Raw genomic sequence first — 26,098 nt, 5'->3', positions numbered from 1 at the left:
TAATTCCTGTAGGGGAGGTTATTTGTTGCTTTTGTTATCTACCAGAACAGCCAGCAATATCACGACTGCTTTGACTATCATTTGGTAGTAGGAGGATACGCCTAATAAATTCAAACCGTTATTTAGGAAACCGAGGATCAGCGCGCCGATCAACGTTCCTACAATACGTCCTTTACCACCCGACAGGCTGGTTCCTCCCAACACCACAGCGGCAATTGCGTCCAGCTCATAACCGGTACCGGCAGTCGGTTGCGCAGAGGACAAACGCGCCACTTCGATAATGCCGGCTAAAGCCGCTAATAAACCACACAGGGAGTAGACGATAATTTTAACTTTATCAACGCTGATACCTGACAGACGCGTCGCGGACTCATTGCCGCCCAGCGCGTAGATATAACGTCCTAAACGGGTGTGATGCAGCATGTACCACGCCAGCGCAAACACCACCACCATCAGCCAGACCGGCGTCGGGATGCCCAGCGGGCGACCGATACCAAACCAGCCAAATGTATCAGCAACATCGGTGAATCCAGTGCTGATTGGACTACCGTTGGTGTACACCATGGTGACACCGCGCAGCAGGAGCATCATCACCAGTGTGGCAATAAACGCCTGAACCTTGCCTTTAGCGACAATCACCCCGGTGACGGCACCTACCGCCGCCCCCAAGGCCAGCGCACCGGCGACGGCCACCAGCGCATTCACTTCTAAGCCCACAATCGATGCCGCCACCGCGCCCGTTAAGGCCAGCAGCGAACCGACGGATAAGTCGATCCCCGACGTCAGGATAACCAGCGTCATGCCCACGGCCATAATGGCGTTGACCGAGGTTTGTTGAAGAATGTTAAACAGGTTGTTCAGTGTGAAGAAATTCGGGCTCATGGAAGAGACCACGGCAATCAGCACCAGCAGCGCAATCAGCGATTTCTGCTCTAACAACCATTCTTTTGTGAACCAGCCCTTTTTGGCTGGCATAGTCTGAGAACTCATAGTTGATTACTCCTGCGTCACGCCGTATTGCTTGCCGACAGCGGCTGCCATCAACACTTCTTGCGTAGCCTGTTCTATCGGGAATTCACCGCTTAAATGGCCTTCGTGCATCACCATGATTCGGTCACTCATGCCGATAACTTCTGGCATTTCTGACGAAATCAAAATGATGCTCAAACCTTCGCGCTTGAACTGGTTAATAAGCTGGTAAATCTCTTTCTTGGCGCCGACGTCAACGCCGCGCGTTGGTTCGTCGAGGATCAGAACTTTTGGGCGCGTCATCAGCCCGCGAGCAATCGCCACTTTCTGCTGGTTACCCCCGGAGAGCAGGCCGATAGGCTGCATCATGGATGGTGTTTTGATGTTGAACATGCGAATGAAATCGCCGACCGCCTGCTGCTCATCAGCATGTTTCAGGCTGCCACCCGCGCGGCTGAAGTAGCGCAGCGCGGTCAGCGACATGTTCTCTTTGACTGACATGCCGAGCACCAGGCCGTCGCGCTTACGATCCTCAGAGATATAAACGATGCCGTTCGCCAACCCGTCCTGTGGGGAATGGGTGACAACTTCGCGGCCATCAAGGGCGACATAACCCGCTTTACGCGGCAGCGCGCCGTAGAGAATCTTCATCAACTCGGTACGACCGGCGCCCATCAGTCCGGAGACACCGAGAATTTCGCCAGCATATAAGTTGAAGCTGACATCTTTGACGCCCGGCCCGGAGACATTGCGCACTTGCAGGCGCAGCGCGCCGCGCTCTTGCTTGAGGCGCGGGTATTGCTCTTCAAGGCGGCGGCCAACCATCATTTCGATCAGCGTGTCTTCCTGCAATTCGCTTACTGGGCGCTCGGCGATAAACTGGCCATCGCGGAACACGGTGACGTCATCGCAAATTTCAAAGATTTCCTTCATGCGGTGCGAGATGTAGACCACGCCGCAACCCGCCGCTTTCAGCTCGCGGATGACGTTAAATAAAGAGGCGGTTTCGGTATCGGTTAAGGCGTCGGTCGGCTCATCCATGATGATGACCTTGGACTCGAAGCTCAGCACCTTGGCGATTTCCACCATTTGCTGGTCACCAATCGATAACTCGCCCACCAGACGATGGCTGCTGTAACGCAGGTTCAGGCGCGCCAGCAGTTTGTCGGCTTCGGCGTACATCTTCTTCCAATTGATGCGGCCAAACCCATTCACAAACTCGCGGCCAAGAAAGATGTTTTCCGCGATAGTCAGCTGGGGGATCAGGTTCAATTCCTGATGAATAATGCCGATGCCGGCTTCCTGAGAATCTTTAGGCCCGTTAAAAGAGGCCTCTTTTCCCAGAAAACGCAGTGAACCGGCATCCTTTTGATAGATGCCGGTGAGCACTTTCATCATGGTGGACTTACCGGCGCCGTTTTCACCCACCAGCGCCATCACGCGGCCCGGATAGACGCTTAGCGCCGCGCCGGAGAGCGCTTTAACGCCGGGAAACGCTTTATCAATCCCTGAGAGTTGCAGCAAAGGTTGCATAAAGGCCTCAGAAGGTTACGCCAGCACAAAGAATAACGTTCGCGTACGGCGAACATTCCCCGCTACGGACCACGGCCCGGCTGTGTTCGGTTTGCACCTTGAATGACTCATGGCTGATGTACTCAAGGCTGATGGTGTTTCCCTGGTGTTGCTCAAGCTGTTTCAACTGCGCGAGTAACGCTTCATGGAGTTGAGGATTTTTTTCGACGATCTCCTCGGCGAGAATCGCGCGCTCAACCTGCATCTCATGGGTCACTACCTTGAAAACTTGCAAGAAAGTAGGAACACCGGCAGTTAGCGCCAGATCGATGCGTTGGGAAGATGCGGGTACCGGTAAACCGGCATCGGCAATAACCAGCTGATCGGTATGACCTAACCTGGCAATGACATAGGAGATTTCGGCATTTAAAAGCGGTGATTTCTTCATTGTGAACTCCGACAGCGAAACGTTTCGCTCACTGCTGAGTTTATGACGATGCTAGAAACTGGCAATCGCCTTGTGATGAAATTGTGATCGCCGTCGAAACGTTTCGCTACGCGTTTTTGAAAGCCGCGCTAAATTTGAGTTAATGACTTTTCACGGCGTTTAGAAAAGCAAAAGGGCACTCGAAAGTGCCCTTTGTTCACCACAGGCGAATTAGATTTCCACCTGCGTCCCTAGCTCGATAACGCGGTTAGGCGGGATCTCGAACTGGTCCGGCGCGCGCAGCGCGTTGCGGCTGAGAGCCATAAACAGCTTGCCGCGGAAGTAGAGATACCAAGGCCGCTTGGTGAGGATTAGCGACTCGTGGGACATAAAGAACGAAGTTTCCATCATGCGGCACGGCAGACCTTCCAGCCCGCAGCGGTGGAACACTTCCTCAACGTTTGGCGTCTCTTTGAAACCGTAGCTCGCCACCACGCGCCAGAAGGTCGGTGAGAGCTGCTCGATAGTTACCCGGCGAACATTGTGCACATAAGGCGCGTCTTCGGTGCGCAGCGTCAGCAGCACCACGCGCTCGTGCAGCACTTTGTTGTGCTTGAGGTTGTGCAGCAGGGCAAACGGAATGACGTTAGTGGCGCGGGACATATAAACCGCAGTGCCCGGCACGCGCACCGGCGGCGATTTCTCCAGCGAGGCGATCATGGCTTCCAGCGAGTTGCCGTGTTCGTGCATCCGGCGCATAAGGCGGAAACGCTCGCTTTTCCACGTGGTCATCACGATAAACATGCACAGGCCGAGGGTCAGAGGCAGCCAGCCGCCGGAGAACAGCTTGGTGGCGTTCGCCGCGAACATCGGCACGTCGATAAACAGCAGAACCACCAGCAGAATGCCGACCAGGAAAGCTTTCCAGTGCCAGTTTTTCAGCGCCACGGTGCAGGAGAGAATCGAAGTCAGCACCATGGTGCCGGTCACGGCAATACCATAGGCGGCGGCCAAATTACTCGAATGCTCGAAGCTGGCGATGACGATAACCACTGCGAAATAGAGCGTCCAGTTAATGGCGGGAATGTAGATCTGCCCGGCTTCCATTTCTGAGGTGTGGATGATGCGCATTGGAGGCAGATAGCCCAAACGAACTGCCTGACGAGTCAGGGAGAACACGCCGGAGATCACCGCCTGCGAGGCGATAATGGTGGCGAGGGTCGCCAGAATCAGCAGTGGGATCAGCGCCCAGTCAGGTGCCAGCAGGAAGAACGGGTTTTTAATCGCCTCGGGGTTTTTGAGCAGCAGTGCGCCTTGCCCGAAGTAGTTCAGCACCAGCGAAGGTAGCACCACGGTGAACCACGCCAGACGGATAGGGAATTTGCCGAAGTGGCCCATATCGGCATACAGCGCCTCAACACCCGTGATGGAAAGCACCACCGCGCCGAGCGCAAAGAAGGAGAAGGATTTATGCTCAATAAAGAAGTTCACCGCCCACATCGGGTTCATGGCCCGCAGCACTTCTGGGTTTTGAGCAATACTGTTAATACCTAGCACCGCCAGCGTCAGGAACCACAGCAGCATCACCGGGGCAAACAGCTTGCCGACAATGCCGGTGCCGTGCTTCTGGATGATGAACAGTAACGTCAGGACGGTAATAGAAAGCGGCACGATATAAGGGTCGAGCGACGGGGCGGCAATCTCTAAGCCTTCCATCGCCGACAGCACCGAAATCGCCGGGGTGATCACCACTTCGCCATAGAAGAAGCTGCCGCCGATAAGCCCGAGGATCACTAATACCGCCGTGGTTCGCGCCGAGGTGTTACGGCCCGCGAGGGACATCAGGGTCAAGATCCCGCCTTCACCGGCGTTGTCTGCGCGCATCACGTAAGTGAGGTATTTCAGCGAGACAATAAGTATAAGCATCCAGAAAATCAGGGAAAGGAAACCAAAGACAACGCTGGGTTCAACGTTAAAGCCGTAGTGGCCTGAAAAACACTCTCTCAAGGTGTAGAGAGGGCTGGTGCCAATGTCACCATAAACCACACCAATGGCGGCCAGGGTTACTGCGGGGAGTGACCGTTTATGTTCTGTGCTCATAATTGGTTTCTTTTTGCTGCTCTTTTATGCAAAGAATTCCGTAAGCGAAAGATGCGCTCAGGGCTGAATGCCCACTAAACGGCGCACAGTATGCACGAATAAATCCAATTGCCTACCCCTATATAAACAAGGAATTGGCGATTAACGCAGATAAACCCACAGTATCTATAATAGAAAGATTTGTGTAATCAACAATCTATATCCGTAAGCTATATCAATAAAAATAGGCCATGGTTTATTATCATTCCCAGCCCAGTAATTTCACTGATCTCATTTACTCACGGAAACCGGAAGATTCAGTATGGCGCATTCTCCTTTACTTGCAGAACGGATTGCCCGTCTTGCCAATGCTTTAGAACACGGACTGTACGAGCGTCAGGAAGCCATCCGGTTGTGCCTGCTGGCCGCGCTGTGCGGCGAAAGCGTGTTTCTGCTCGGGCCGCCCGGCATCGCTAAAAGCCTGATTGCCCGCCGCCTTAAGTTTGCCTTCCGCCACGCCCGCGCTTTTGAATACCTGATGACGCGCTTCTCCACCCCAGAAGAGGTTTTTGGCCCGCTGTCGATTCAAGCCCTGAAAGACGAAGGCCGCTATCTACGCCTGACTTCCGGCTATTTGCCCGAGGCGGAGATTGTTTTTCTGGATGAGATTTGGAAAGCCGGCCCGGCCATCCTCAATACCCTGCTGACCGCCATTAACGAGCGACGCTTTCGTAACGGCGAGCGCGAGGATGCTATCCCGATGCGCCTGCTGGTCAGCGCCTCCAATGAACTGCCTGAGGCCGACGGCAGCCTTGAGGCACTCTATGACCGTATGCTAATCCGCCTATGGCTGGACAAGGTGCAGGATAAACAGAATTTCCGCTCTTTGCTGACTTCCCGGCCAAACGAAAGCGCCAATCTGGTGCCGGAAGCCCTGAGCATTAGCGATGAAGAGTATCAGCAGTGGCAGCCTGAAATAGATAAGGTGACCTTGCCGGAATCCTGCTTCGAGCTGATTTTCCAACTGCGCCAGCGTCTGGACGCGCTGGACACCGCGCCCTATGTTTCGGACCGCCGCTGGAAGAAAGCCCTGCGCCTGCTGCAAGCCTGCGCCTTCTTCAGCGGCCGTCAGGCCATCACGCCTATCGACCTGATTTTGCTGAAAGATTGCCTGTGGCACGACCTGAACACCTACCACCTGCTGCAAACCCAAATCGAGCAGATGATCACCGAACAGGCTTACCAACAGCAGACGCTATTAATGAAGCTGCGCCAGCTGAATCAGGAATGGATGCAGTATCAGCAGCAGCAAAGCTCCAGGCAGTCGATCAAAGTGCTCAAAAAGGCGGGTATTTTCAGCCGTAAGCCGCAATACAGCCTGCCGGATACGCTGGCGGCTAGCAGCCTGACCCTACTGCTGCAAACCCCGCTTCATCTGCACGATATTCAGGTTTCCCATCTGCTGGTGGAAAGAAGCGTGCTCGACGAGTGGCTTAATAAAGGAGGGGTTCTGAAGGTGAAGCTCAACGGCATGGGATTCGCGCAGAACATTGAGGCGGAGGTGGATGACAAGCTGCAGCTTCTGGTGCTGGATATCAGCCGCCAGTCGACGCCGCTGACTCTGCCGGGCAAAGAGCAGATTGCCGTCCCCGATGAGATGAAAAGCAGGCTGGAAGGGCTGAATGCCAAGTTTAACCAGCAGCGCCACGAGTTCAGCCAGCATCAAAACTGCCTGTTTGTCGCCGCCGAGTGGGCCGCGAAGATTGAAGCCAGCCTGCTGGCGGTGTCGGAGCAACTCCGCCACCAGCAAGACTTGTTCAGCGGACACTGATCCATGCTCAGTCTGGAATCCCTCGATCTCTTATTGTCGATCAGCGAAGGTGAGCTGATCGAGGAGCTGATCATCGGCCTGCTGGCCACGCCGCAGCTGGCGATTTTCTTCGAAAAGTTCCCACGACTGAAGCGCGCGCTGACCAAAGACCTGCCCGAGTGGAAGTTCAGACTGCGCCAGCGCATCCACGATACGCCGGTGCCGCCGGACCTCGCCAAAGAGTTCTACCTTTATCAGCACTGCCAGCAGATTGACGCCGCCACCTTTCAGGCCGAGCTGCCTGCGCTGATTGAGCAGCTTGAGTCGCTAAACTCTCCCTTTATTACCGAGGCGCGCTCGTTGCAGCAAAACGCCGAGGAGACGCGAGTCCCGAAAACCGGCAATAGCTTCCACACTCTGTTTCTCCAGCGCTGGCGGCTGAATCTTACTTTCCAGACGGTGACCGTTCATCATCAGCTGCTCGAGCAGGAACAGGAACAGTTGCAGGAAGAGCTACAGCAGCGGCTGGAACTCAGCGGCGAACTCTCTCCTTTATTAGCAGAGAACGATGCCGCCGCCGGACGGCTGTGGGATATGAGCAAGGGCCAGCGGCAGCGTGGCGAAGTGCAGTCGCTGTCGCGCTACGGCGCTTTTTTGCAGCAGCAGCCTGAGTTGCAGAGGCTCGCCGAGCAGCTGGGTCGCAGTCAGAAAGCCAAAACCAGCCCGCACGAAGATGCCAAGATGGAAGAACATCGGCTGATGGTGCGCGAGCCCGCCACGGTGCCCGAAGAGGTGAACGGCATTCATCAGAGCGACGATATTTTGCGCCTGATGCCCACCGAGCTGGGGACGTTGGGGATCCCCGAGCTGGAGTATGAGTTTTACCGACGCCTGCTGGAAAAGCGCCTAATGACCTACCGACTGCAAGGCGACGTGTGGCGCGAAAAAGTGGTCAAACGCCCGGTGGTGCATCAGCAGCAAGAACCCCAGCCGCGCGGGCCTTTTGTCATCTGCGTGGATACTTCGGGTTCAATGGGAGGATTTAATGAGCAGTGCGCCAAAGCGTTCTGCCTGGCGCTGCTGAGAATTGCGCTGGCCGACAACCGCCGCTGCTACATCATGCTGTTCGCCAGTCAGGTGATTCATTACGAGTTGACCTCTTCCAACGGGTTGGATCAGGCTTTGCGCTTTCTCGGCCAGCATTTCAGGGGCGGTACCGACTTGGCTGCCTGCCTGACCGCCACCTTAGATAAGCTGTCATCACCCGAGTGGCAGGACGCCGACGCGGTGATCATCTCGGATTTCATCGCCCAGCGGCTGCCGGAAGAAGTTAAGAAGAGAGTGAAGCATTTACAGCAGGATAAACATCACCGTTTCCATGCTCTGGCGATGTCGCAATACGGCAAGCCCGGCATCATGCGCATCTTCGACCACATTTGGCGCTTTGATACCGGGATGAAAAGCCGCGTCCAGCGTCGCTGGCAGCGGCCTTAAACGGTAGTTTTAGAGCACGCCTTCAACGCTGTCGTGCAGCAGTGGCGACCAGACGCCGCACTGCACCTGCGCGATATGCGGCTTTTGCAGCAACAGCATCACCAAACGAGATTGGCCAATTCCGCCGCCGATGGTTTGCGGCATCTCACCGCGCAGCAATGCTTGATGCCAGTCGAGCTGCAAGCGAGCTTGGTCATCAGTCAACGCTAGCTGGTGCTTTAAAGTCGCGGCATCAACGCGAATGCCCATCGACGACAGTTCCAGCGCATCTTCCAAAATCGGGTTCCACACCAAAATATCGCCGTTCAGGCCAGACAGCCCGGCTTCACCTTTACTGCTCCAGTCATCGTAGTCCGGCGCGCGAACGTCGTGATATTTACCGTGAGACAGTTTGCCGCCAATGCCCATCAGGAACACCGCGCCCAGCTCTTTAGCAATGGCGCGCTCGCGCTGCTTGGCGTCCAGCTCCGGAAAGCGCTGTAGTAGAGTTTCGCTGTGGACAAAGTGGATCTCCTCCGGCAAGAACGGCGTCAGGCCAAACTCACGGCTCACCGCCGCTTCGGTTTCCTTTATACCGGCGTAGATCTTACGCACCGTGGCTTTAAGAAACTCAGGCGTTCGTTCGCCATCGCCCATCACCTGTTCCCAATCCCACTGATCGACACAGACAGAGTGTACCGGCGACAGACGATCTTCATCTGGGCGCAAAGCCTTCATGTGGGTATACAGCCCTTCGCCCGCGCTGAAGTCGTGCTGGCCGAGAGTTTTGCGCTTCCACTTCGCCAGAGAGTGAACCACTTCAAAGGTCGAGTCTGGCAAGGATTTCACATGCACCTGAACCGCCTTCTCGCTGCCGGAGAGGTTGTCCTGCGTGCCGTCGCCCAGCTGGCTTAATAAAGGTGCCTGCACTTCAATCAGGCCTAGCTGCTTTTCCAGCTGCTGGGAGAAGGTGGATTTCACAAAGCTAATTTGACGCTGTTTCTCGATAAATTGGGTTTTCATTGTTGTTTTCTCATTCCCTTGTCTTCAATAGAACTGATTAAGCAACAAAGTAAGAGATAGATTCAATATCCAACAATAAATATTGCCTTAAGGCTTTTAATCCCTCATTTTTAGGCAGCATAAATTGTTGATACGAGAATATGAGAGGAAAAAAATGACCGAAATTTATCAGATCGATAATCTCGATCGCGCCATCCTAAACGCCCTGATGGTTAACGCGCGCACGGCCTATGCCGAACTGGCGAAGGTTTTCGCCGTCAGCCCCGGCACCATCCATGTTCGCGTTGAGAAGATGAAACAGGCAGGAATCATCACCGGTGCCAATATCACCGTCAGCCCAAAGCAGCTAGGTTACGACGTCTGCTGCTTTATCGGCATCATTCTCAAGAGCGCCAAAGACTACCCCTCCGCGCTGGCTAAGCTTGAAAGCATTGAAGAGGTGGTCGAAGCCTATTACACCACCGGCCACTACAGCATCTTCATCAAGATCATGTGCCGCTCGATTGATTCGCTGCAACACGTACTTATCAACAAGATCCAGACCATTGATGAGATTCAGTCCACGGAGACGCTGATCTCCCTGCAGAACCCCATTATGCGCACCATCAAGCCATAAGGCCGAATTTATATACCCCTATTATCCACAGGTAGATCCCAGCTGATTCACAGCGTACAATGTCGTTTCTTTTATCAGGTGAGAGCATTATGTCTACCATTACCCTGATCAGTGGCAGTACGCTTGGCAGTGCCGAATATGTAGCGGAACACGTTGCAGAAAAGCTGGAAGAAGCCGGTTTTAGTACTCAGACATTGCATGGTCCAGAGCTGTATGAAGTCCCGGCCGAAGGTATTTGGCTGGTGGTGTGTTCAACACATGGTGCAGGAGATCTTCCTGACAACCTTCAACCTTTCCTGGAACAGCTGGAAGAGCAGCAGCCGGATCTGTCTAAAGTACAGTTCGGGGCATTGGGTCTTGGCAGCAGCGAATACGATACTTTTTGTGGCGCGATCCGTTCATTGGATCAAAAACTGACAGCGTTGGGCGCGAAAAGAATTGGCGATCGCATGGAAATCGATGTGACCCAACATGAAATTCCTGAAGATCCCGCTGAGATTTGGGTGATCAATTGGATTAATTTGCTCAAATAAGTGTAAATATTCAGCGATCAGATGTGGATAACTAGGCTGTAAAGCAGGGTAAAACCGGTAGTTATCCCTATAACAACCTTAGGTCGCATTTCATGCTGTGCATAACTCTCTATTCTGATCCCAGCTTATACTGAACAGGATCACCGATCATTCACAGCATTCGATCGTGCTTAGCTTGTTGATCTTCATCGACAATAAAGACTTATGCACAGAGGATCGTGATCCTAATAGAAGTATTAATAAGAGATCTTTAAATAAAAAAGATCTTCTTTTAATTAGTGACGATCCCCCGGGACTTGTGGAACCTCAAAACTTGAGTAGAATCCCTCCTCCCAACACCACACACCCTTTCATCGCATGAACTCCGAGGTGCAGTACCATGTTTTATCCGGAACAATTTGACGTCATCATCATCGGTGGTGGCCATGCAGGCACCGAAGCCGCTATGGCTTCAGCCAGAATGGGACGTCAAACCCTGTTATTGACCCACAATATCGACACGCTAGGACAAATGTCGTGTAACCCAGCGATTGGTGGGATCGGGAAAGGACATCTGGTTAAAGAAGTGGACGCACTGGGCGGTTTGATGGCCACGGCGATCGATCATGCGGGGATTCAGTTTAGGATACTAAACGCGAGTAAAGGTCCAGCCGTTCGAGCCACTCGTGCTCAGGCAGACCGCGTTTTGTATCGCCAAGCCGTTCGCACAGCATTGGAAAACCAGCCAAACTTGATGATCTTCCAGCAGTCTGTTGAAGATTTGATTGTTGAGAATGGCGCAGTGGTTGGCGCCGTGACCAAAATGGGCCTTAAATTCCGTGCTAAGTCTGTCGTTCTGACCGTTGGCACCTTCCTGGATGGAAAAATCCACATTGGTCTGGAGAACTACAGCGGCGGCCGTGCGGGGGATCCACCAGCAATCTCATTGTCACAGCGCCTGCGTGAACTGCCACTGCGTGTAAATCGCCTTAAAACCGGTACGCCTCCGCGTATCGATGCACGCTCTATCGACTTCAGCGCATTAGCGCCTCAGCACGGTGACAACCCGGCGCCGGTTTTCTCATTCATGGGTAACGCGGCACAGCATCCGCGTCAGATCCCTTGCTACATGACCTACACCAATGAGAAAACCCATGATGTGATCCGCAATAATTTGGATCGTAGCCCGATGTACGCAGGGATCATCGAAGGGATCGGCCCGCGCTACTGCCCGTCGATCGAAGATAAGGTCATGCGTTTCGCAGATCGTAACTCGCATCAGATCTTCCTTGAGCCTGAAGGGCTGACCAGCAACGAAGTCTATCCAAACGGTATCTCCACCAGCCTGCCGTTTGACGTGCAGATGCAGATCGTTCGTTCCATGCAGGGTCTGGAGAACGCCGTTATCGTGCGTCCGGGCTATGCCATCGAATACGATTTCTTCGATCCGCGTGATTTGAAGCCGACGCTGGAAAGCAAATTCATTCCAGGCCTGTTCTTCGCCGGACAGATCAACGGCACCACCGGTTACGAAGAAGCAGCAGCGCAAGGCTTATTGGCGGGCATGAACGCTGCGCGCTACGCCTTTGAGCAAGAAGGTTGGGCGCCGCGTCGCGATCAGGCTTACCTTGGCGTGTTGGTTGACGACCTGTGCACTCTGGGCACCAAAGAGCCGTACCGCATGTTTACCTCGCGTGCTGAATATCGCCTGATGCTGCGTGAAGACAATGCCGATTTACGCCTGACTGAAAAAGGCCGTGAACTGGGCTTGGTTGATGACGCTCGCTGGGCTCGCTTCAACCAAAAATTAGAGATGATCGAGCTTGAACGCCAGCGCCTGCGCGGCATTTGGGTGAACCCACGCTCTGAGCAAGTTGAATTGGTTAACGCGCATCTGTCCGCGCCGCTGTCGAAAGAAGCCAGTGCCGAAGAGTTGCTGCGTCGTCCTGAGATGACATACGAGCTGCTGACCAGCCTTACGCCGTTTGGCCCTTCAGTGCCGGACGTTCAGGCTGCTGAGCAGGTTGAAATTCAGGTCAAATACGAAGGTTATATCGCTCGTCAGCAGGATGAGATCGAAAAACAACAGCGCAACGAGAATACCCTGTTGCCGCTGGATCTCGATTATCGTCAGGTGAATGGCTTATCGAACGAAGTGATCGCCAAACTTAACGATCACAAACCGACGTCGATCGGTCAGGCGACCCGTATTTCGGGTATCACACCGGCGGCTATCTCGATTCTGCTTATCTGGTTGAAAAAGCAAGGTCTGCTGCGCCGCAGCGCCTAATTTCCTCTCGTTCTGGCCGCCAGATGATTTCAGTCTGGTGGCCAAATCTCGCTTTTCCCGCTCCATCAGCTGATTTATCATTCTTCACCAATTCGAACGGACATGTTTTTTGTCAGAGGACCTCATTGTGCATAAGAAATTAGACTCGCTGCTGGCTGCGGCTGGATTATCGTTACCCGATCAGCAAAAACAGCAGTTAGTGGCCTATGTCGAGATGCTGCACAAATGGAATAAAGCCTACAACCTGACTTCGGTTCGTGACCCTATGCAGATGCTGGTTCGCCATATCATGGACAGCATCGTGGTGAATAAGCACCTGACCGGCTCGCGCTTTATTGACGTCGGCACGGGGCCTGGCCTGCCGGGCATCCCGCTGGCTATCGTTCGCCCTGACTCCCACTTCACTCTGCTCGATAGCCTTGGCAAGCGCGTGCGTTTCTTACGCCAGGTGCAGCATGAGCTGGGGCTGACGAACGTCGAGCCGGTACAGAGCCGCGTGGAAGAGTTTATCCCCGAGCCGCCATTTGACGGCGTGATTAGCCGCGCCTTCGCCTCGCTGCAAGATATGCTGTCGTGGTGTCACCATTTGCCGGCGAAAGGGCAGGGGCGTTTCTACGCGTTGAAGGGCGTGCGTCCGGATGATGAGCTAGACTCGTTACCAGATGGGGTTACTCTGGAAGAGATCGTAAAATTAAAGGTTCCGGAACTGGAAGGCGAGCGTCATTTAGTTGTCCTTAAGGCAAACTAAATTTGCGATGAGTCAATAAATCGTCAAAATTTCAAATGTGTATGAAAGGTAAAATAAGCAGGCTAATTAAATTAATGCCGTCCGTTTGAGTTTTACCTCATTTTTACACTCTGATAGCAGTTGTATGACCTTTCAGATCTAATCAGGCAGGAAATAGTTACGGTTGAAAATAAAAAGTGGCACTGGCTAAGATAAAACTCATGTAATGAAAATGTTGTTATTTGTTGGGTTATTGTTTCAGGGAAGTGCAGTTATTTTGCATTCCGTTTTAATTAAGGCTACCAAATAACCATCCTATTGATTTTTATTACTTTTAAAAGGCCAGAATAGCTAAGGATTAGCTTTACCGATGATGTATTAGCAGCTGAAAATAGTAATTATGTGATCGGGCGCACGCTTCTTTGTTAAGCAATGGAATACTCGTACAAATGCCGAAAGGCCATTTACGACTATAGTTTGCTTATGAAAATAGCCATAAAGCTTAAAATTTAAATAATTGTTCACCTTTTCGCTACTTATCCATTGAATTCGTTTGAGTGGCCCGTATAATTTGCTCGTTTTTTGCTGCTTGACTCAAAACCGTAAAGGCTATGATATACGGCACTCAGCATACCTCCAGCTAGGTACTTAGTACGGAGAGAACAAACGTCATGTCTGTATCAGGTATTTTGTACAGCAAGAACGGCGCGAAGGTGGCCAGAAAGCTGTTAATACTGCAGTTACTGACCTTTGTTCTGCTCAGTGCTGCATTTGGCTTTAAAAGCCTGACGTGGACCACTTCTGGCTTAATGGGCGGAATGGCCGCATGGCTACCGAATGTATTGTTCACGCTTTTCGCAATGCGTCAGCAGGGGCAAACAGCGGTTTCTGGACGAGTTGCCTGGACTTTTGCCATCGGAGAAGCGCTGAAGGTTCTGATAACGATTATCTTGATGATTATCGCGCTGGGCCTGTTTAAGGCGGTTTTTGCTCCGCTTGGTTTGGCTTATTTATCGGTGTTGATGACTCAGATTTTAGCACCGGCCGTCATTAACAGTTACCGTACTTAACTACTAAAGGGTAAGAGGCATCATGTCTGCATCAGGAGAAATCTCTACTCCACAAGAGTATATCGGTCACCATCTGACACAGCTTCAGGTAGGGACGGGATTCTGGTCGATTAACATCGATTCGATGTTTTTCTCCGTGGTCCTCGGGGTACTCTTTCTGGTTATTTTCCATCGCGTCGCTAAAAAGGCCACCAGTGGTGTCCCAGGAAAAATGCAAACGGCCATCGAGCTGGTTGTAGGTTTCGTCGATAGCAACGTGCGTGACATGTATCACGGCAAAAGCAAAGTCATCGCCCCTTTGGCTCTGACTGTCTTCGTCTGGGTGTTCTTAATGAACATGATGGATTTGCTGCCAATCGATTTTTTACCGACCATCGGTGAAAGATTACTTGGTTTGCCTGCTCTGCGTGTTGTACCAACGGCCGACGTGAACATCACGTTGTCGATGGCGCTTGGCGTATTCATTCTGATTCTTTTCTATAGCATTAAGATGAAAGGCGTTGGCGGTTTCGTTAAGGAACTGACAATGCAGCCATTCAATCATCCGGTTTTCATTCCGATTAACCTGATTCTTGAAGGTGTCAGCCTGCTGTCCAAACCAGTTTCACTGGGTCTGCGACTGTTTGGCAATATGTATGCGGGTGAGTTGATCTTCATCCTTATTGCTGGCCTGCTGCCGTGGTGGTCACAGTGGATTCTGAGTGTGCCTTGGGCCATTTTCCACATCCTGATCATTACGCTGCAAGCTTTTATCTTCATGGTTCTGACGATTGTCTATCTCTCGATGGCATCTGAAAAACACTGATTTTCTTTCAACACTACTGCGTTTTAACTGAAACAAACTGGAGACTGTCATGGAAAACCTGAGTATGGATCTGCTGTACATGGCTGCCGCATTGATGATGGGCCTGGCGGCAATCGGTGCTGCAATCGGTATCGGCATCTTGGGTGGTAAATTCTTGGAAGGTGCTGCACGTCAGCCTGACCTGATCCCTCTGTTGCGTACACAGTTCTTTATCGTTATGGGTCTGGTCGATGCAATCCCAATGATTGCTGTTGGTCTGGGTCTGTACGTGATGTTTGCTGTCGCGTAACACTGAGCTCGCTCACTGTTATTCGAACTACATCAAATAATTCACTTTGAAAGAGGCATTGTGCTGTGAATCTTAACGCAACAATCCTCGGCCAGGCTATCGCGTTTGTCCTGTTTGTCTGGTTCTGCATGAAGTACGTATGGCCGCCAATTATGGCTGCCATCGAAAAACGTCAGAAAGAGATTTCTGAAGGTTTGTCTTCCGCAGAACGTGCAAAAAAAGAGCTGGACTTAGCGCAAGCCGATGCGACCGACCAACTGAAAAAAGCTAAAGCTGAAGCTCAGGTAATCATCGAACAGGCGAACAAGCGTAAATCGCAGATCGTCGACGAAGCGAAAGCCGAAGCCGAGCAGGAACGTAACAAGATCGTGACGCAAGCTAAGGCAGAGATCGACGCCGAACGCCAACGCGCCCGTGAAGAGTTGCGTAAGCAAGTCGGGATTTTGGCCATTGCTGGCGCCGAGAAGATCATCGAACGTTCCGTGGATGAAGCTGCTAACAGCGACATCGTTGATAAACTGGTCGCTGAACTGTAAGGAGGGAGGGGCTGATGTCTGAATTTGTAACTGTAGCTCGCCCCTACGCCAAAGCAGCTTTTGACTTTGCCGTTGAGCACCAAAGCTTAGATCGCTGGCAGTCCATGCTGGCGTTCACGGCTGAAGTCACACGCAATGAACAAATTGAAGAACTGCTTTCCGGGGCTTTAGCACCAGAAACTCTGTCTCAAACGTTTATCGCGGTATGTGGTGAACAACTCGACGACGCAGGCCAAAATCTGATTAAGGTTATGGCTGAAAATGGACGTTTACGCGTTCTTCCGGAAGTGCTGCAACAGTTCATCGAACTGCGTGCCTCTTTAGAGGCCATTGCCGAAGTAGAAGTTACTTCAGCAACTCCACTGTCCGAAGATCAGCAGGCTAAGATTGCTGCTGCGATGGAAAAACGTCTGTCTCGCAAAGTTAAGCTGAATTGCAAAATTGACAAGTCTGTTCTTGCCGGTGTCGTAATCCGTGCAGGTGATATGGTGATTGATGGCAGCGTTCGCAGTCGTCTTGAACGCCTGGCAGACGTCTTGCAGTCTTAAGGGGACTGGAGCATGCAACTGAATTCCACCGAAATCAGCGAACTGATCAAGCAGCGCATTGCTCAGTTCAATGTGGTGAGCGAAGCTCACAATGAAGGTACTATCGTTTCCGTCAGTGACGGGATCATCCGCGTGCACGGCTTAGCCGATGTCATGCAAGGCGAAATGATTGCGTTGCCGGGTAACCGTTACGCTATCGCCCTGAACCTGGAGCGCGACTCCGTAGGTGCCGTTGTAATGGGCCCTTACGCTGACCTCGCCGAAGGTATGAAAGTTAAATGTACTGGCCGTATCCTGGAAGTTCCAGTTGGCCGTGGCCTGCTGGGTCGCGTTGTTAACACCCTGGGTGCGCCAATCGACGGTAAAGGTCCGGTAGAACACGACGGCTTCTCAGCTGTTGAAGCTATCGCACCGGGCGTTATCGAACGTCAATCCGTAGACCAACCTGTGCAAACAGGCTACAAATCCGTTGATGCCATGATCCCAATCGGTCGTGGTCAGCGTGAATTGGTCATCGGTGACCGTCAAACTGGTAAAACTGCTCTGGCAATTGATGCGATCATCAACCAGCGCGATTCCGGCATCAAATGTATCTATGTGGCTATCGGCCAGAAAGCGTCCACCATTTCTAACGTGGTTCGTAAACTGGAAGAGCACGGCGCACTGGAAAACACCATCGTTGTTGTTGCGACTGCATCAGAATCTGCTGCACTGCAATACCTGGCACCGTACTCCGGCTGCGCAATGGGTGAATACTTCCGTGACCGCGGTGAAGACGCACTGATCGTTTATGATGACCTGTCTAAACAGGCTGTTGCTTACCGTCAGATTTCCCTGCTGCTTCGTCGTCCACCAGGTCGTGAAGCTTACCCAGGCGACGTTTTCTATCTCCACTCCCGTCTGCTGGAGCGTGCTGCGCGTGTTAACGCCGAGTACGTTGAAGCATTCACCAAGGGTGAAGTGAAAGGCAAAACCGGTTCCCTGACTGCGCTTCCAATCATCGAAACGCAAGCGGGCGACGTTTCAGCGTTCGTTCCAACCAACGTAATCTCGATTACCGATGGTCAGATCTTCCTGGAATCAAACCTGTTCAACGCCGGTATCCGTCCTGCGGTAAACCCAGGGATTTCCGTATCCCGTGTTGGTGGTGCAGCTCAGACCAAGATCATGAAAAAACTGTCCGGTGGTATTCGTACCGCGTTGGCACAGTATCGTGAACTGGCTGCGTTCTCCCAGTTTGCATCCGATCTGGATGAAGCAACGCGTAAACAGTTGAACCACGGTCAGAAAGTGACTGAATTGCTGAAACAGAAACAGTACGCGCCGATGTCAATCGTAGCGCAGTCACTGATTATCTTCGCAGCAGAACGTGGTTACCTGGAAGACGTTGAATTGTCTAAAGTCGGTAGCTTTGAAGCTGCGCTGTTGGCTTACGCTGACCGCGAGCACGCAGAGCTTCTGCAACAAATCAACCAAACTGGTGCGTACAACGATGAGATCGAGGGTAAATTCAAAAATATCCTCGATACCTTCAAAGCAACCCAGTCCTGGTAACACTAAGCGGTCCTGCTGCCCTGCTTTAGCAGACCAGCAGCAGGCCGTTTGGTAATGAGGAGAAGCAGAGATGGCCGGCGGAAAAGAGATACGTAGTAAGATCAGCAGCGTGCAAAACACGCAAAAGATCACTAAAGCGATGGAGATGGTCGCCGCCTCCAAAATGCGTAAAACGCAGGATCGCATGGCGGCCAGCCGTCCTTATGCAGAAACCATTCGTGAAGTGATCGGTCACCTCGCGTTAGGTAATCTGGAATACAAGCACCCGTACCTGGATGAGCGTGAAATTAAACGCGTTGGGTATCTGGTGGTGTCTACCGACCGTGGTCTTTGTGGCGGCTTGAACATTAACTTGTTCAAAAAACTGCTGGCAGAGATGAAAGGCTGGTCCGAGAAAGGCGTTGAGGTTGACTTAGCCCTGATCGGTTCCAAAGCAGCCTCTTTCTTCGGTTCCGTAGGTGGCAACGTTGTTGCCCAAGTGACTGGCATGGGGGATAACCCTTCTCTGTCAGAACTTATCGGACCGGTAAAAGTGATGTTGCAGGCTTACGATGAAGGTCGTTTAGACAAGTTATGCGTTGTTAGCAACAAATTCGTCAATACCATGTCTCAGGAACCACGCATCGTTCAGCTGTTGCCTCTGCCACCGGCAGAAGATGGCGAACTGGCGAAGAAATCCTGGGATTACCTGTATGAGCCAGATCCTAAAGCACTGCTGGATACCCTCCTGCGTCGCTATGTGGAATCTCAGGTTTATCAGGGCGTCGTAGAAAACCTGGCCAGCGAACAGGCCGCGCGAATGGTAGCGATGAAAGCCGCAACCGATAACGGCGGCAGCCTGATCAAAGAGCTGCAGTTGGTATACAACAAAGCTCGTCAGGCCAGCATCACTCAGGAACTCACCGAGATCGTCGGGGGAGCCTCCGCGGTTTAAGCTAGGTTTACGAATTACGTAGAGGATTCAAGATGGCTACTGGAAAGATTATCCAGGTAATCGGCGCCGTGGTGGACGTCGAGTTCCCTCAGGATGCAGTACCGAACGTGTACAATGCTCTTGAGGTAGAAAACGGTGCCTCCAAACTGGTTCTGGAAGTTCAGCAACAGTTAGGCGGCGGCGTTGTTCGTTGTATCGCAATGGGTACCTCAGACGGCCTTCGTCGCGGTCTGAAAGTGAACAACCTGGAACACCCAATTGAAGTTCCGGTTGGTAAAGCGACTCTGGGTCGTATCATGAACGTATTGGGTGAACCAATCGACATGAAAGGTGAAATCGGCGAAGAAGAACGTCGTGCAATTCACCGTCCAGCACCTTCTTACGAAGAGCTGGCTAACTCCCAAGAATTGCTGGAAACCGGTATCAAAGTTATGGACCTGATGTGTCCGTTCGCTAAGGGCGGTAAAGTCGGTCTGTTCGGTGGTGCGGGTGTTGGTAAAACTGTAAACATGATGGAGCTGATCCGTAACATCGCGATCGAGCACTCCGGTTACTCCGTGTTTGCAGGCGTGGGTGAACGTACTCGTGAGGGTAACGACTTCTACCACGAAATGACTGACTCCAACGTTATCGACAAAGTTTCCCTGGTCTACGGTCAGATGAATGAGCCACCAGGTAACCGTCTGCGCGTTGCACTGACCGGCCTGACCATGGCGGAGAAATTCCGTGATGAAGGTCGTGACGTACTGCTGTTCGTTGACAACATTTACCGTTACACCCTGGCGGGTACCGAAGTGTCCGCACTTCTGGGCCGTATGCCATCGGCGGTAGGTTATCAGCCAACGCTGGCGGAAGAGATGGGTGCTCTGCAAGAGCGTATCACCTCGACCAAAAGTGGTTCTATCACCTCCGTTCAGGCCGTTTACGTCCCTGCGGATGACTTGACTGACCCATCTCCAGCCACCACCTTCGCCCACTTGGATGCGACCGTGGTACTGAGCCGTCAGATCGCGTCACTGGGTATCTACCCAGCGGTTGACCCACTGGATTCTACCAGCCGTCAGCTGGATCCACTGGTTGTTGGTCAGGAACACTATGATGTGGCTCGTGGCGTGCAGTCTATTCTGCAACGTTACCAGGAACTAAAAGACATCATCGCGATTCTGGGTATGGACGAGCTGTCAGAAGACGACAAGCTGGTTGTATCCCGTGCGCGTAAGATTCAGCGCTTCCTGTCCCAGCCGTTCTTCGTGGCCGAAGTCTTCACCGGTTCTCCGGGCAAGTTCGTATCGCTGAAAGATACCATTCGTGGTTTCAAAGGCATTATGGACGGCGACTACGATCACCTGCCGGAACAAGCGTTCTACATGGTTGGCACCATTGAAGAAGCAGTGGAAAAAGCCAAGAAACTGTAACGCTAGCTTGTTGTGAGAGAGGATGACATGGCTGAAAAAGCTTACCATCTGGATGTTGTCAGTGCGGAAAAGAGAATGTTTTCTGGCATGGTACAAAAGATCCAGGTGACGGGTAGCGAAGGCGAACTGGGTATTTTCCCGGGGCATGCTCCGCTGCTCACCGCCATCAAGCCTGGTATGGTGCGCATTGTTAAAGAACACGGTGAAGAAGAGTATATCTATCTTTCCGGCGGCATCCTTGAGGTGCAACCGAGCGCAACGACCGTGTTGGCTGACACTGCAATCCGTGGGCAAGACCTCGACGAAGCGCGAGCGCTTGAAGCTAAGCGTAAAGCGGAAGAACACATCAGTGGTTCTCACGGCGACGTCGACTACGCTCAGGCGTCTGCGGAACTGGCTAAAGCGATCGCGAAACTTCGCGTTATCGAGTTGACCAGAAAAGCGATGTAACGACATCAGTTGAAAAGGCGACCTTCGGGTCGCTTTTTTTTTGGCTATCTTTTTTTTGGGCAATAAATAAGGGGGGTTTTGCATCTTATTCTTATGACAAGGCCCGCCATTAAATGGAATACTACTGCGTAAATCAGGCATTTTATCGCCGATTTCATTTATATTGGCTATGCCCTGCTCAGGCCTTGCGGGCTGCGGCTTGCGGGCATTTTTCAAAGCGAAATATGTAGTAATTCTGTTGCTTAACAGGTTACTTTTGTCCCTCAAATTGGATTTGTCAGGTTACCTATGTCTAACAGCGCATTGAGTGTTGTGATCCTTGCCGCAGGCAAGGGGACTCGCATGTACTCCAACCTTCCTAAAGTTCTTCATCCTCTGGCTGGTAAGCCGATGGTTCAGCACGTAATCGATGCTGCGACCCATCTAGGTGCGAATAACGTTCATCTGGTTTATGGCCACGGTGGCGATTTGCTGAAGCAGTCGCTGGCCGAAGAGGGGCTGAATTGGGTGCTTCAGGCCGAGCAGCTGGGCACCGGGCACGCGATGCAGCAAGCCGCGTCGCACTTTGCCGATGATGAAAACGTGTTGATGCTGTATGGCGATGTCCCGCTGATTTCTGTTGAAACGCTGGATAATCTGCTGAAAGCCAAACCGGACGGTGGCATTGGTTTACTGACAGTGGTGCTGGATGACCCAACGGGCTATGGCCGCATCGTGCGTGAAAATGGCACGGTGACTGGCATCGTTGAGCAGAAAGACTCCAACGCCGAGCAGTTGAAAATCAAAGAAATTAACACCGGTATTCTGGTGGCTGAAGGCGCATCGCTAAAACGCTGGCTGGGGCAACTCAACAACAATAATGCGCAGGGTGAGTATTACATCACCGACATTATTGCCATGGCCCATGCAGAAGGGCACCAGATTGCCACGGTTCACCCAGCCCGTAATAGCGAAGTGGATGGTGTGAACAACCGCCTCCAGCTCTCCCGCCTTGAGCGCGTTTATCAGAGTGAGCAGGCCGAGCGCCTATTATTGGCGGGCGTCATGCTATTAGACCCATCCCGCTTTGATTTGCGCGGCGAGTTGTCGCACGGCATTGATGTGCAGATCGACGCCAACGTGATCATCGAAGGCAACGTCAAGCTTGGCGACCGCGTGAAAATCGGCGCGGGCTGCGTGCTGAAAAACTGCGTGATTGGCGATGACTGCGAAATCAGCCCGTACAGCGTGTTCGAAAACGCCGTGCTGGAAGCTGAATGTACCGTGGGGCCATTCGCCCGCCTACGCCCGGGTGCCGAGCTGGCGCAGGGCGCGCACGTCGGTAACTTTGTCGAAGTGAAAAAAGCGCGACTGGGCAAAGGCTCAAAAGCTGGCCATCTCTCCTACCTTGGCGACGCGGAAATTGGCGATAACGTGAATATCGGCGCGGGCACCATTACCTGCAACTATGACGGCGTAAACAAGTTTAAAACGGTGATTGGCAACGACGTCTTTGTTGGCTCAGACACCCAGCTGGTGGCGCCCGTTACCGTCGGCAACAACGTGACTATCGCCGCAGGCACTACGGTGACTCGCGACGTGCCAGAAAACGGCTTGGTCATCAGCCGCGTACAGCAGGTGCATAAGCCTGACTGGCAGCGCCCGGTGAAAAAGAAGTAATGCTTAAGCCGCTATAGTTAACTCAGACAAAGCACGTTTCGGCGTGCTTTTCTGATACCAGACTTATGTTTTGGTCTGCGTTTTCTCCGGAAATGCAGACCAAAACATAATAATCCCCAACTTCTACAAGGCTCGGGGAACCCGGAAAAAATCCGGATATCAATCAGGTCAGGCGACAAAAATAAGGTCTGTGAACAGGCTTTAAATAGGAATAAAACTGATGTGTGGAATTGTTGGCGCAGTAGCGCAACGTGATATTGCAGAAATTCTGTTAGAAGGTTTACGCCGCCTTGAGTATCGCGGTTATGACTCAGCGGGTCTGGCGGTGGTCGATGCCGATGGCAAGCTGAATCGTCTACGTCGCGTAGGTAAAGTGCAAATGCTGGCTGATGCTCTGGCACAAACGCCTTTGAGCGGCGGCACCGGCATTGCGCACACCCGCTGGGCGACCCACGGCGAGCCTTCTGAAGCGAATGCCCACCCGCATGTGTCTGATTACATTGCCGTGGTGCATAACGGTATTATCGAAAACCACGAACCTCTGCGTGCTCTGTTGATCGAACGCGGTTATCGCTTTGATTCTGAAACAGATACCGAAGTTATTGCCCATCTGGTTCATTGGGAGCAATTGCAGGGCGGCACGCTGCTGGAAGTGGTTCAGCGCGTTATTCCTCAACTGCGTGGCGCTTATGGCACGGTGGTGATGGACCGTCGCGATCCGTCCGTGCTGGTGGCCGCGCGCTCCGGAAGCCCGCTGGTGATTGGTCTGGGCGTGGGTGAAAACTTCATCGCGTCTGACCAGCTTGCCCTGTTGCCTGTCACTCGCCGCTTCATGTTCCTTGAAGAAGGCGACGTGGCGGAAATTACCCGCCGCACGGTGAACGTCTTTGACAATAAGGGTCACGCGATACATCGCGCTGAAATCGAATCTAAAGTGCAATATGACGCCGGTGATAAAGGCGTTTACCGTCACTACATGCAAAAAGAGATTTACGAGCAACCTCTGGCGATTAAAAACACCCTGGAAGGTCGCTTCAGCCAGGGTCAGGTGAATCTGAGCGAACTGGGTGAGAAAGCCGACGAGATCTTGTCTCGCGTGCAGCATGTGCAGATTATTGCCTGCGGGACCTCTTACAACTCCGGCATGGTGGCGCGCTACTGGTTTGAATCTCTGGCTGGCATGCCTTGTGATGTCGAAATCGCCTCTGAATTCCGCTACCGCAAATCCGCCGTGCGCCCGAACAGCCTGATCATCACCCTGTCGCAATCCGGCGAGACGGCTGACACGCTGGCAGCGCTGCGCCTGTCCAAAGAGCTGGGTTATCTGGGCTCGCTGGCCGTGTGTAACGTGGCGGGTTCTTCGCTGGTGCGTGAGTCGGATCTGGCACTGATGACCAAGGCGGGCACCGAAATCGGCGTGGCATCCACCAAAGCGTTCACCACCCAATTAACCGTTCTGCTCATGCTGGTGGCGCGTATGGGCCGCCTGAAAGGGATGGACGCTCAGGTCGAACACGACATCGTGCACGCGCTGCAGGCCTTACCTGCGCGTATCGAACAGATGCTGTCGCTGGATAAAACTATAGAATCTCTGGCCGAAGGCTTCTCTGACAAGCATCACGCCCTGTTCTTGGGCCGTGGCGACCAATATCCGATCGCGATGGAAGGTGCGCTGAAGCTGAAAGAGATTTCTTATATTCACGCTGAAGCCTATGCCGCGGGTGAGTTGAAACACGGCCCGCTGGCGCTGATTGATGCTGATATGCCAGTAATCGTTGTAGCACCTAACAACGAATTGCTGGAAAAGCTGAAGTCGAACATTGAAGAAGTGCGCGCGCGCGGCGGCTTGTTGTACGTCTTCGCCGATCAGGATGCGGGTTTCACCGACTCAGACGGCATGAAGATTATCCAACTGCCACACGTGGAAGAAATCGTCGCCCCCATCTTCTACACCGTGCCGTTACAGCTGCTTTCCTACTATGTTGCCCTGATCAAAGGTACCGACGTCGATCAGCCACGTAACCTAGCGAAGTCTGTCACCGTAGAATAAATACCCGTCATCCTTCGCGCTACAACGCGAATGATTTAGGGTATTACTGGAATGTGACAGCTTAAGCCGACCTCCGGGTCGGCTTTTTACCCTCCAAATCTCAAGAACCTGCCCGCATCGGCTATTTTGTGACCTTTGTCATAAAACTGTCATATAACGTACATTTTACTGTCACCAAACTGTCCTATTTTCCTCCTGTGCCAAACACTTTAAGTAGCCTCGAGCTGGGTCGAACCCAAGATCGAACAAATAAGAAACCACTAGGAGTGGAACATGAAATTGATGCGTAACACCGTCGCCGGTATTGTGGCAGCGACTTTCTCCCTCACAGCAATGTCTGCTTTCGCTGCTAGTAACTTGACTGGCGCTGGCGGCACCTTCCCTGCACCTGTGTATGCCAAATGGGCTGACGCTTATCAAAAAGCTACTGGTAATCAGGTTAACTATCAGGGTATCGGTTCTTCCGGCGGCGTTAAGCAAATCATCGCTAAAACTGTCGACTTCGGTGCTTCTGATGCGCCAATGAAAGAAGAAGACCTGCAAAAGAACGGTCTGTTCCAATTCCCAACCGTGATCGGTGGCGTGGTACTGGCTGTTAACATCCCGGGCATCAAATCAGGTCAGTTGACGCTGGACGGCGCAACGCTGGGTGATATCTACCTGGGCAAAATCAAAAAATGGAATGACGCGGCAATCACTAAGCTGAACCCAGGCGTGAAACTGCCAGACACCAACATCGCGGTTGTGCGCCGTGCTGACGGTTCAGGTACCTCTTTCGTGTTCACCAGCTACCTGACAAAAGTTAGCTCTGAGTGGAAAGACAAGATTGGCGCAGGTTCAACTGTAAACTGGCCTGTAGGTCTGGGCGGCAAGGGTAACGACGGCGTTGCCGCTTTCGTTCAACGTCTGCCAGGCTCAATCGGTTATGTTGAATACGCATACGCTAAACAAAACAATCTGGCATACACCAAGCTGGTGGATGCAGACGGTAAGTCAATCAGCCCAACTGAAGCTTCTTTCAGCGCGGCAGCTAAAGGCGCTGACTGGAAGAAAACCTTCGCTCAGGACCTGACTAACCAGAAAGGCGACAACGCGTGGCCAATCAGCTCTACCACCTTCATTCTGGTGTACAAAGAGCAGGCTAACGCAGCCAACGGCGCTGAAGTGCTGAAGTTCTTTGACTGGTCTTACAAAAACGGCGGCAAGCTGACTACTGATTTGGATTACGCCACTCTGCCAGAATCTGTTGTTGAACAAGTTCGCGCAGCATGGAAATCCAACATCAAAGACAGCAGCGGTAAAGCTCTTTACTAATCAATCATCTTTAAGTTGTCTCGGCGTTGGTCGCCT

General features: G+C 52.5%; 23 protein-coding genes. 18 read left to right on the top strand and 5 right to left on the bottom strand.

The genetic code is table 11. From position 1 onward, the window contains the following. Positions 1–18: 18 nt before the first annotated feature. The 4 genes from rbsC to kup form a co-directional block, all read right to left on the bottom strand. Positions 19–990 (bottom strand): ribose ABC transporter permease, encoded by a 972-nt coding sequence (gene rbsC, locus V2154_RS21735; protein ID WP_034794402.1) that lies wholly within the window; start codon positions 988–990, stop codon positions 19–21. 6 nt (positions 991–996) lie between these two features. Then, positions 997–2,502, bottom strand: a complete 1,506-nt coding sequence (gene rbsA, locus V2154_RS21730; protein ID WP_353503788.1) for a ribose ABC transporter ATP-binding protein RbsA — start codon at positions 2,500–2,502, stop codon at positions 997–999. A gap of 7 nt (positions 2,503–2,509) precedes the next feature. Then, a complete protein-coding gene (rbsD, locus tag V2154_RS21725; RefSeq protein WP_353503787.1) occupies positions 2,510–2,929 on the bottom strand; it encodes a D-ribose pyranase in 420 nt (139 codons plus the stop codon). A gap of 210 nt (positions 2,930–3,139) precedes the next feature. After that, a complete protein-coding gene (gene kup, locus V2154_RS21720; RefSeq protein WP_353503786.1) occupies positions 3,140–5,008 on the bottom strand; it encodes a low affinity potassium transporter Kup in 1,869 nt (622 codons plus the stop codon). Positions 5,009–5,309: 301 nt separating this feature from the next. Here kup and ravA point away from each other — a divergent pair, with 301 nt between their 5' ends. Together ravA and viaA are read left to right on the top strand one after the other, a co-directional pair. Then, positions 5,310–6,818 carry an ATPase RavA gene (gene ravA / locus V2154_RS21715; RefSeq protein WP_353503785.1) on the top strand — a complete coding sequence of 503 codons (1,509 nt, stop codon included), beginning with the start codon at positions 5,310–5,312 and terminating at the stop codon, positions 6,816–6,818. A gap of 3 nt (positions 6,819–6,821) precedes the next feature. Then, a complete protein-coding gene (gene viaA, locus V2154_RS21710) occupies positions 6,822–8,291 on the top strand; it encodes an ATPase RavA stimulator ViaA (protein ID WP_353503784.1) in 1,470 nt (489 codons plus the stop codon). Between the two features lie 9 nt (positions 8,292–8,300). On the opposite strand, the gene asnA is transcribed toward viaA, so the two are convergent. Then, a complete protein-coding gene (gene asnA, locus V2154_RS21705) occupies positions 8,301–9,293 on the bottom strand; it encodes an aspartate--ammonia ligase (RefSeq protein WP_353503783.1) in 993 nt (330 codons plus the stop codon). A gap of 154 nt (positions 9,294–9,447) precedes the next feature. On the opposite strand from asnA, the gene asnC reads away from it, so the two are divergent. From asnC to pstS, 16 genes are all read left to right on the top strand, one after another. Next, positions 9,448–9,909 carry a transcriptional regulator AsnC gene (gene asnC, locus V2154_RS21700; RefSeq protein ID WP_100936558.1) on the top strand — a complete coding sequence of 154 codons (462 nt, stop codon included), beginning with the start codon at positions 9,448–9,450 and terminating at the stop codon, positions 9,907–9,909. Between the two features lie 89 nt (positions 9,910–9,998). Continuing rightward, positions 9,999–10,442: an FMN-binding protein MioC gene (gene mioC, locus V2154_RS21695; RefSeq protein ID WP_353503782.1), complete on the top strand. Its 444-nt coding sequence runs from the start codon at positions 9,999–10,001 to the stop codon at positions 10,440–10,442. 379 nt (positions 10,443–10,821) lie between these two features. Further along, on the top strand, positions 10,822–12,711 hold the full coding sequence (mnmG, locus tag V2154_RS21690) for a tRNA uridine-5-carboxymethylaminomethyl(34) synthesis enzyme MnmG (protein WP_353503781.1): 1,890 nt from the start codon (positions 10,822–10,824) through the stop codon (positions 12,709–12,711). A 127-nt stretch (positions 12,712–12,838) separates the two neighbouring features. Next, positions 12,839–13,459 (top strand): 16S rRNA (guanine(527)-N(7))-methyltransferase RsmG, encoded by a 621-nt coding sequence (gene rsmG, locus V2154_RS21685; RefSeq protein WP_353503780.1) that lies wholly within the window; start codon positions 12,839–12,841, stop codon positions 13,457–13,459. Positions 13,460–14,109: 650 nt separating this feature from the next. Continuing rightward, entirely contained in the window at positions 14,110–14,508 is a 399-nt protein-coding gene (gene atpI, locus V2154_RS21680; RefSeq protein ID WP_034794371.1) for a F0F1 ATP synthase subunit I, read from the top strand. Between the two features lie 22 nt (positions 14,509–14,530). Next, complete coding sequence (gene atpB, locus V2154_RS21675) at positions 14,531–15,313, top strand: F0F1 ATP synthase subunit A (RefSeq protein WP_154145800.1); 783 nt, start codon at positions 14,531–14,533, stop codon at positions 15,311–15,313. 49 nt (positions 15,314–15,362) lie between these two features. Further along, entirely contained in the window at positions 15,363–15,602 is a 240-nt protein-coding gene (atpE, locus tag V2154_RS21670; protein ID WP_034794367.1) for a F0F1 ATP synthase subunit C, read from the top strand. A gap of 65 nt (positions 15,603–15,667) precedes the next feature. Beyond that, positions 15,668–16,138, top strand: coding sequence for a F0F1 ATP synthase subunit B (gene atpF / locus V2154_RS21665; RefSeq protein WP_034794365.1), 471 nt, complete (start codon positions 15,668–15,670; stop codon positions 16,136–16,138). Positions 16,139–16,152: 14 nt separating this feature from the next. After that, complete coding sequence (atpH, locus tag V2154_RS21660) at positions 16,153–16,686, top strand: F0F1 ATP synthase subunit delta (protein ID WP_034794363.1); 534 nt, start codon at positions 16,153–16,155, stop codon at positions 16,684–16,686. Positions 16,687–16,698: 12 nt separating this feature from the next. Beyond that, complete coding sequence (gene atpA / locus V2154_RS21655; protein ID WP_034794361.1) at positions 16,699–18,240, top strand: F0F1 ATP synthase subunit alpha; 1,542 nt, start codon at positions 16,699–16,701, stop codon at positions 18,238–18,240. 70 nt (positions 18,241–18,310) lie between these two features. Beyond that, positions 18,311–19,174: a F0F1 ATP synthase subunit gamma gene (gene atpG, locus V2154_RS21650; protein WP_034794358.1), complete on the top strand. Its 864-nt coding sequence runs from the start codon at positions 18,311–18,313 to the stop codon at positions 19,172–19,174. 32 nt (positions 19,175–19,206) lie between these two features. After that, positions 19,207–20,589 carry a F0F1 ATP synthase subunit beta gene (atpD, locus tag V2154_RS21645; RefSeq protein WP_034794356.1) on the top strand — a complete coding sequence of 461 codons (1,383 nt, stop codon included), beginning with the start codon at positions 19,207–19,209 and terminating at the stop codon, positions 20,587–20,589. Between the two features lie 27 nt (positions 20,590–20,616). Then, positions 20,617–21,039: a F0F1 ATP synthase subunit epsilon gene (locus V2154_RS21640; protein WP_034794353.1), complete on the top strand. Its 423-nt coding sequence runs from the start codon at positions 20,617–20,619 to the stop codon at positions 21,037–21,039. A 288-nt stretch (positions 21,040–21,327) separates the two neighbouring features. Further along, positions 21,328–22,698, top strand: a complete 1,371-nt coding sequence (gene glmU, locus V2154_RS21635; protein ID WP_353503779.1) for a bifunctional UDP-N-acetylglucosamine diphosphorylase/glucosamine-1-phosphate N-acetyltransferase GlmU — start codon at positions 21,328–21,330, stop codon at positions 22,696–22,698. Positions 22,699–22,918: 220 nt separating this feature from the next. After that, positions 22,919–24,748 carry a glutamine--fructose-6-phosphate transaminase (isomerizing) gene (glmS, locus tag V2154_RS21630; protein WP_353503778.1) on the top strand — a complete coding sequence of 610 codons (1,830 nt, stop codon included), beginning with the start codon at positions 22,919–22,921 and terminating at the stop codon, positions 24,746–24,748. Positions 24,749–25,021: 273 nt separating this feature from the next. Then, entirely contained in the window at positions 25,022–26,062 is a 1,041-nt protein-coding gene (pstS, locus tag V2154_RS21625; RefSeq protein ID WP_034794345.1) for a phosphate ABC transporter substrate-binding protein PstS, read from the top strand. The last annotated feature ends 36 nt before the right edge of the window (positions 26,063–26,098 follow it).

The sequence above is a fragment of the Ewingella sp. CoE-038-23 genome, from assembly GCF_040419245.1.
Taxonomy (GTDB): domain Bacteria; phylum Pseudomonadota; class Gammaproteobacteria; order Enterobacterales; family Enterobacteriaceae; genus Ewingella; species Ewingella allii.
This window is presented reverse-complemented; position numbering and strand designations above follow the sequence as displayed.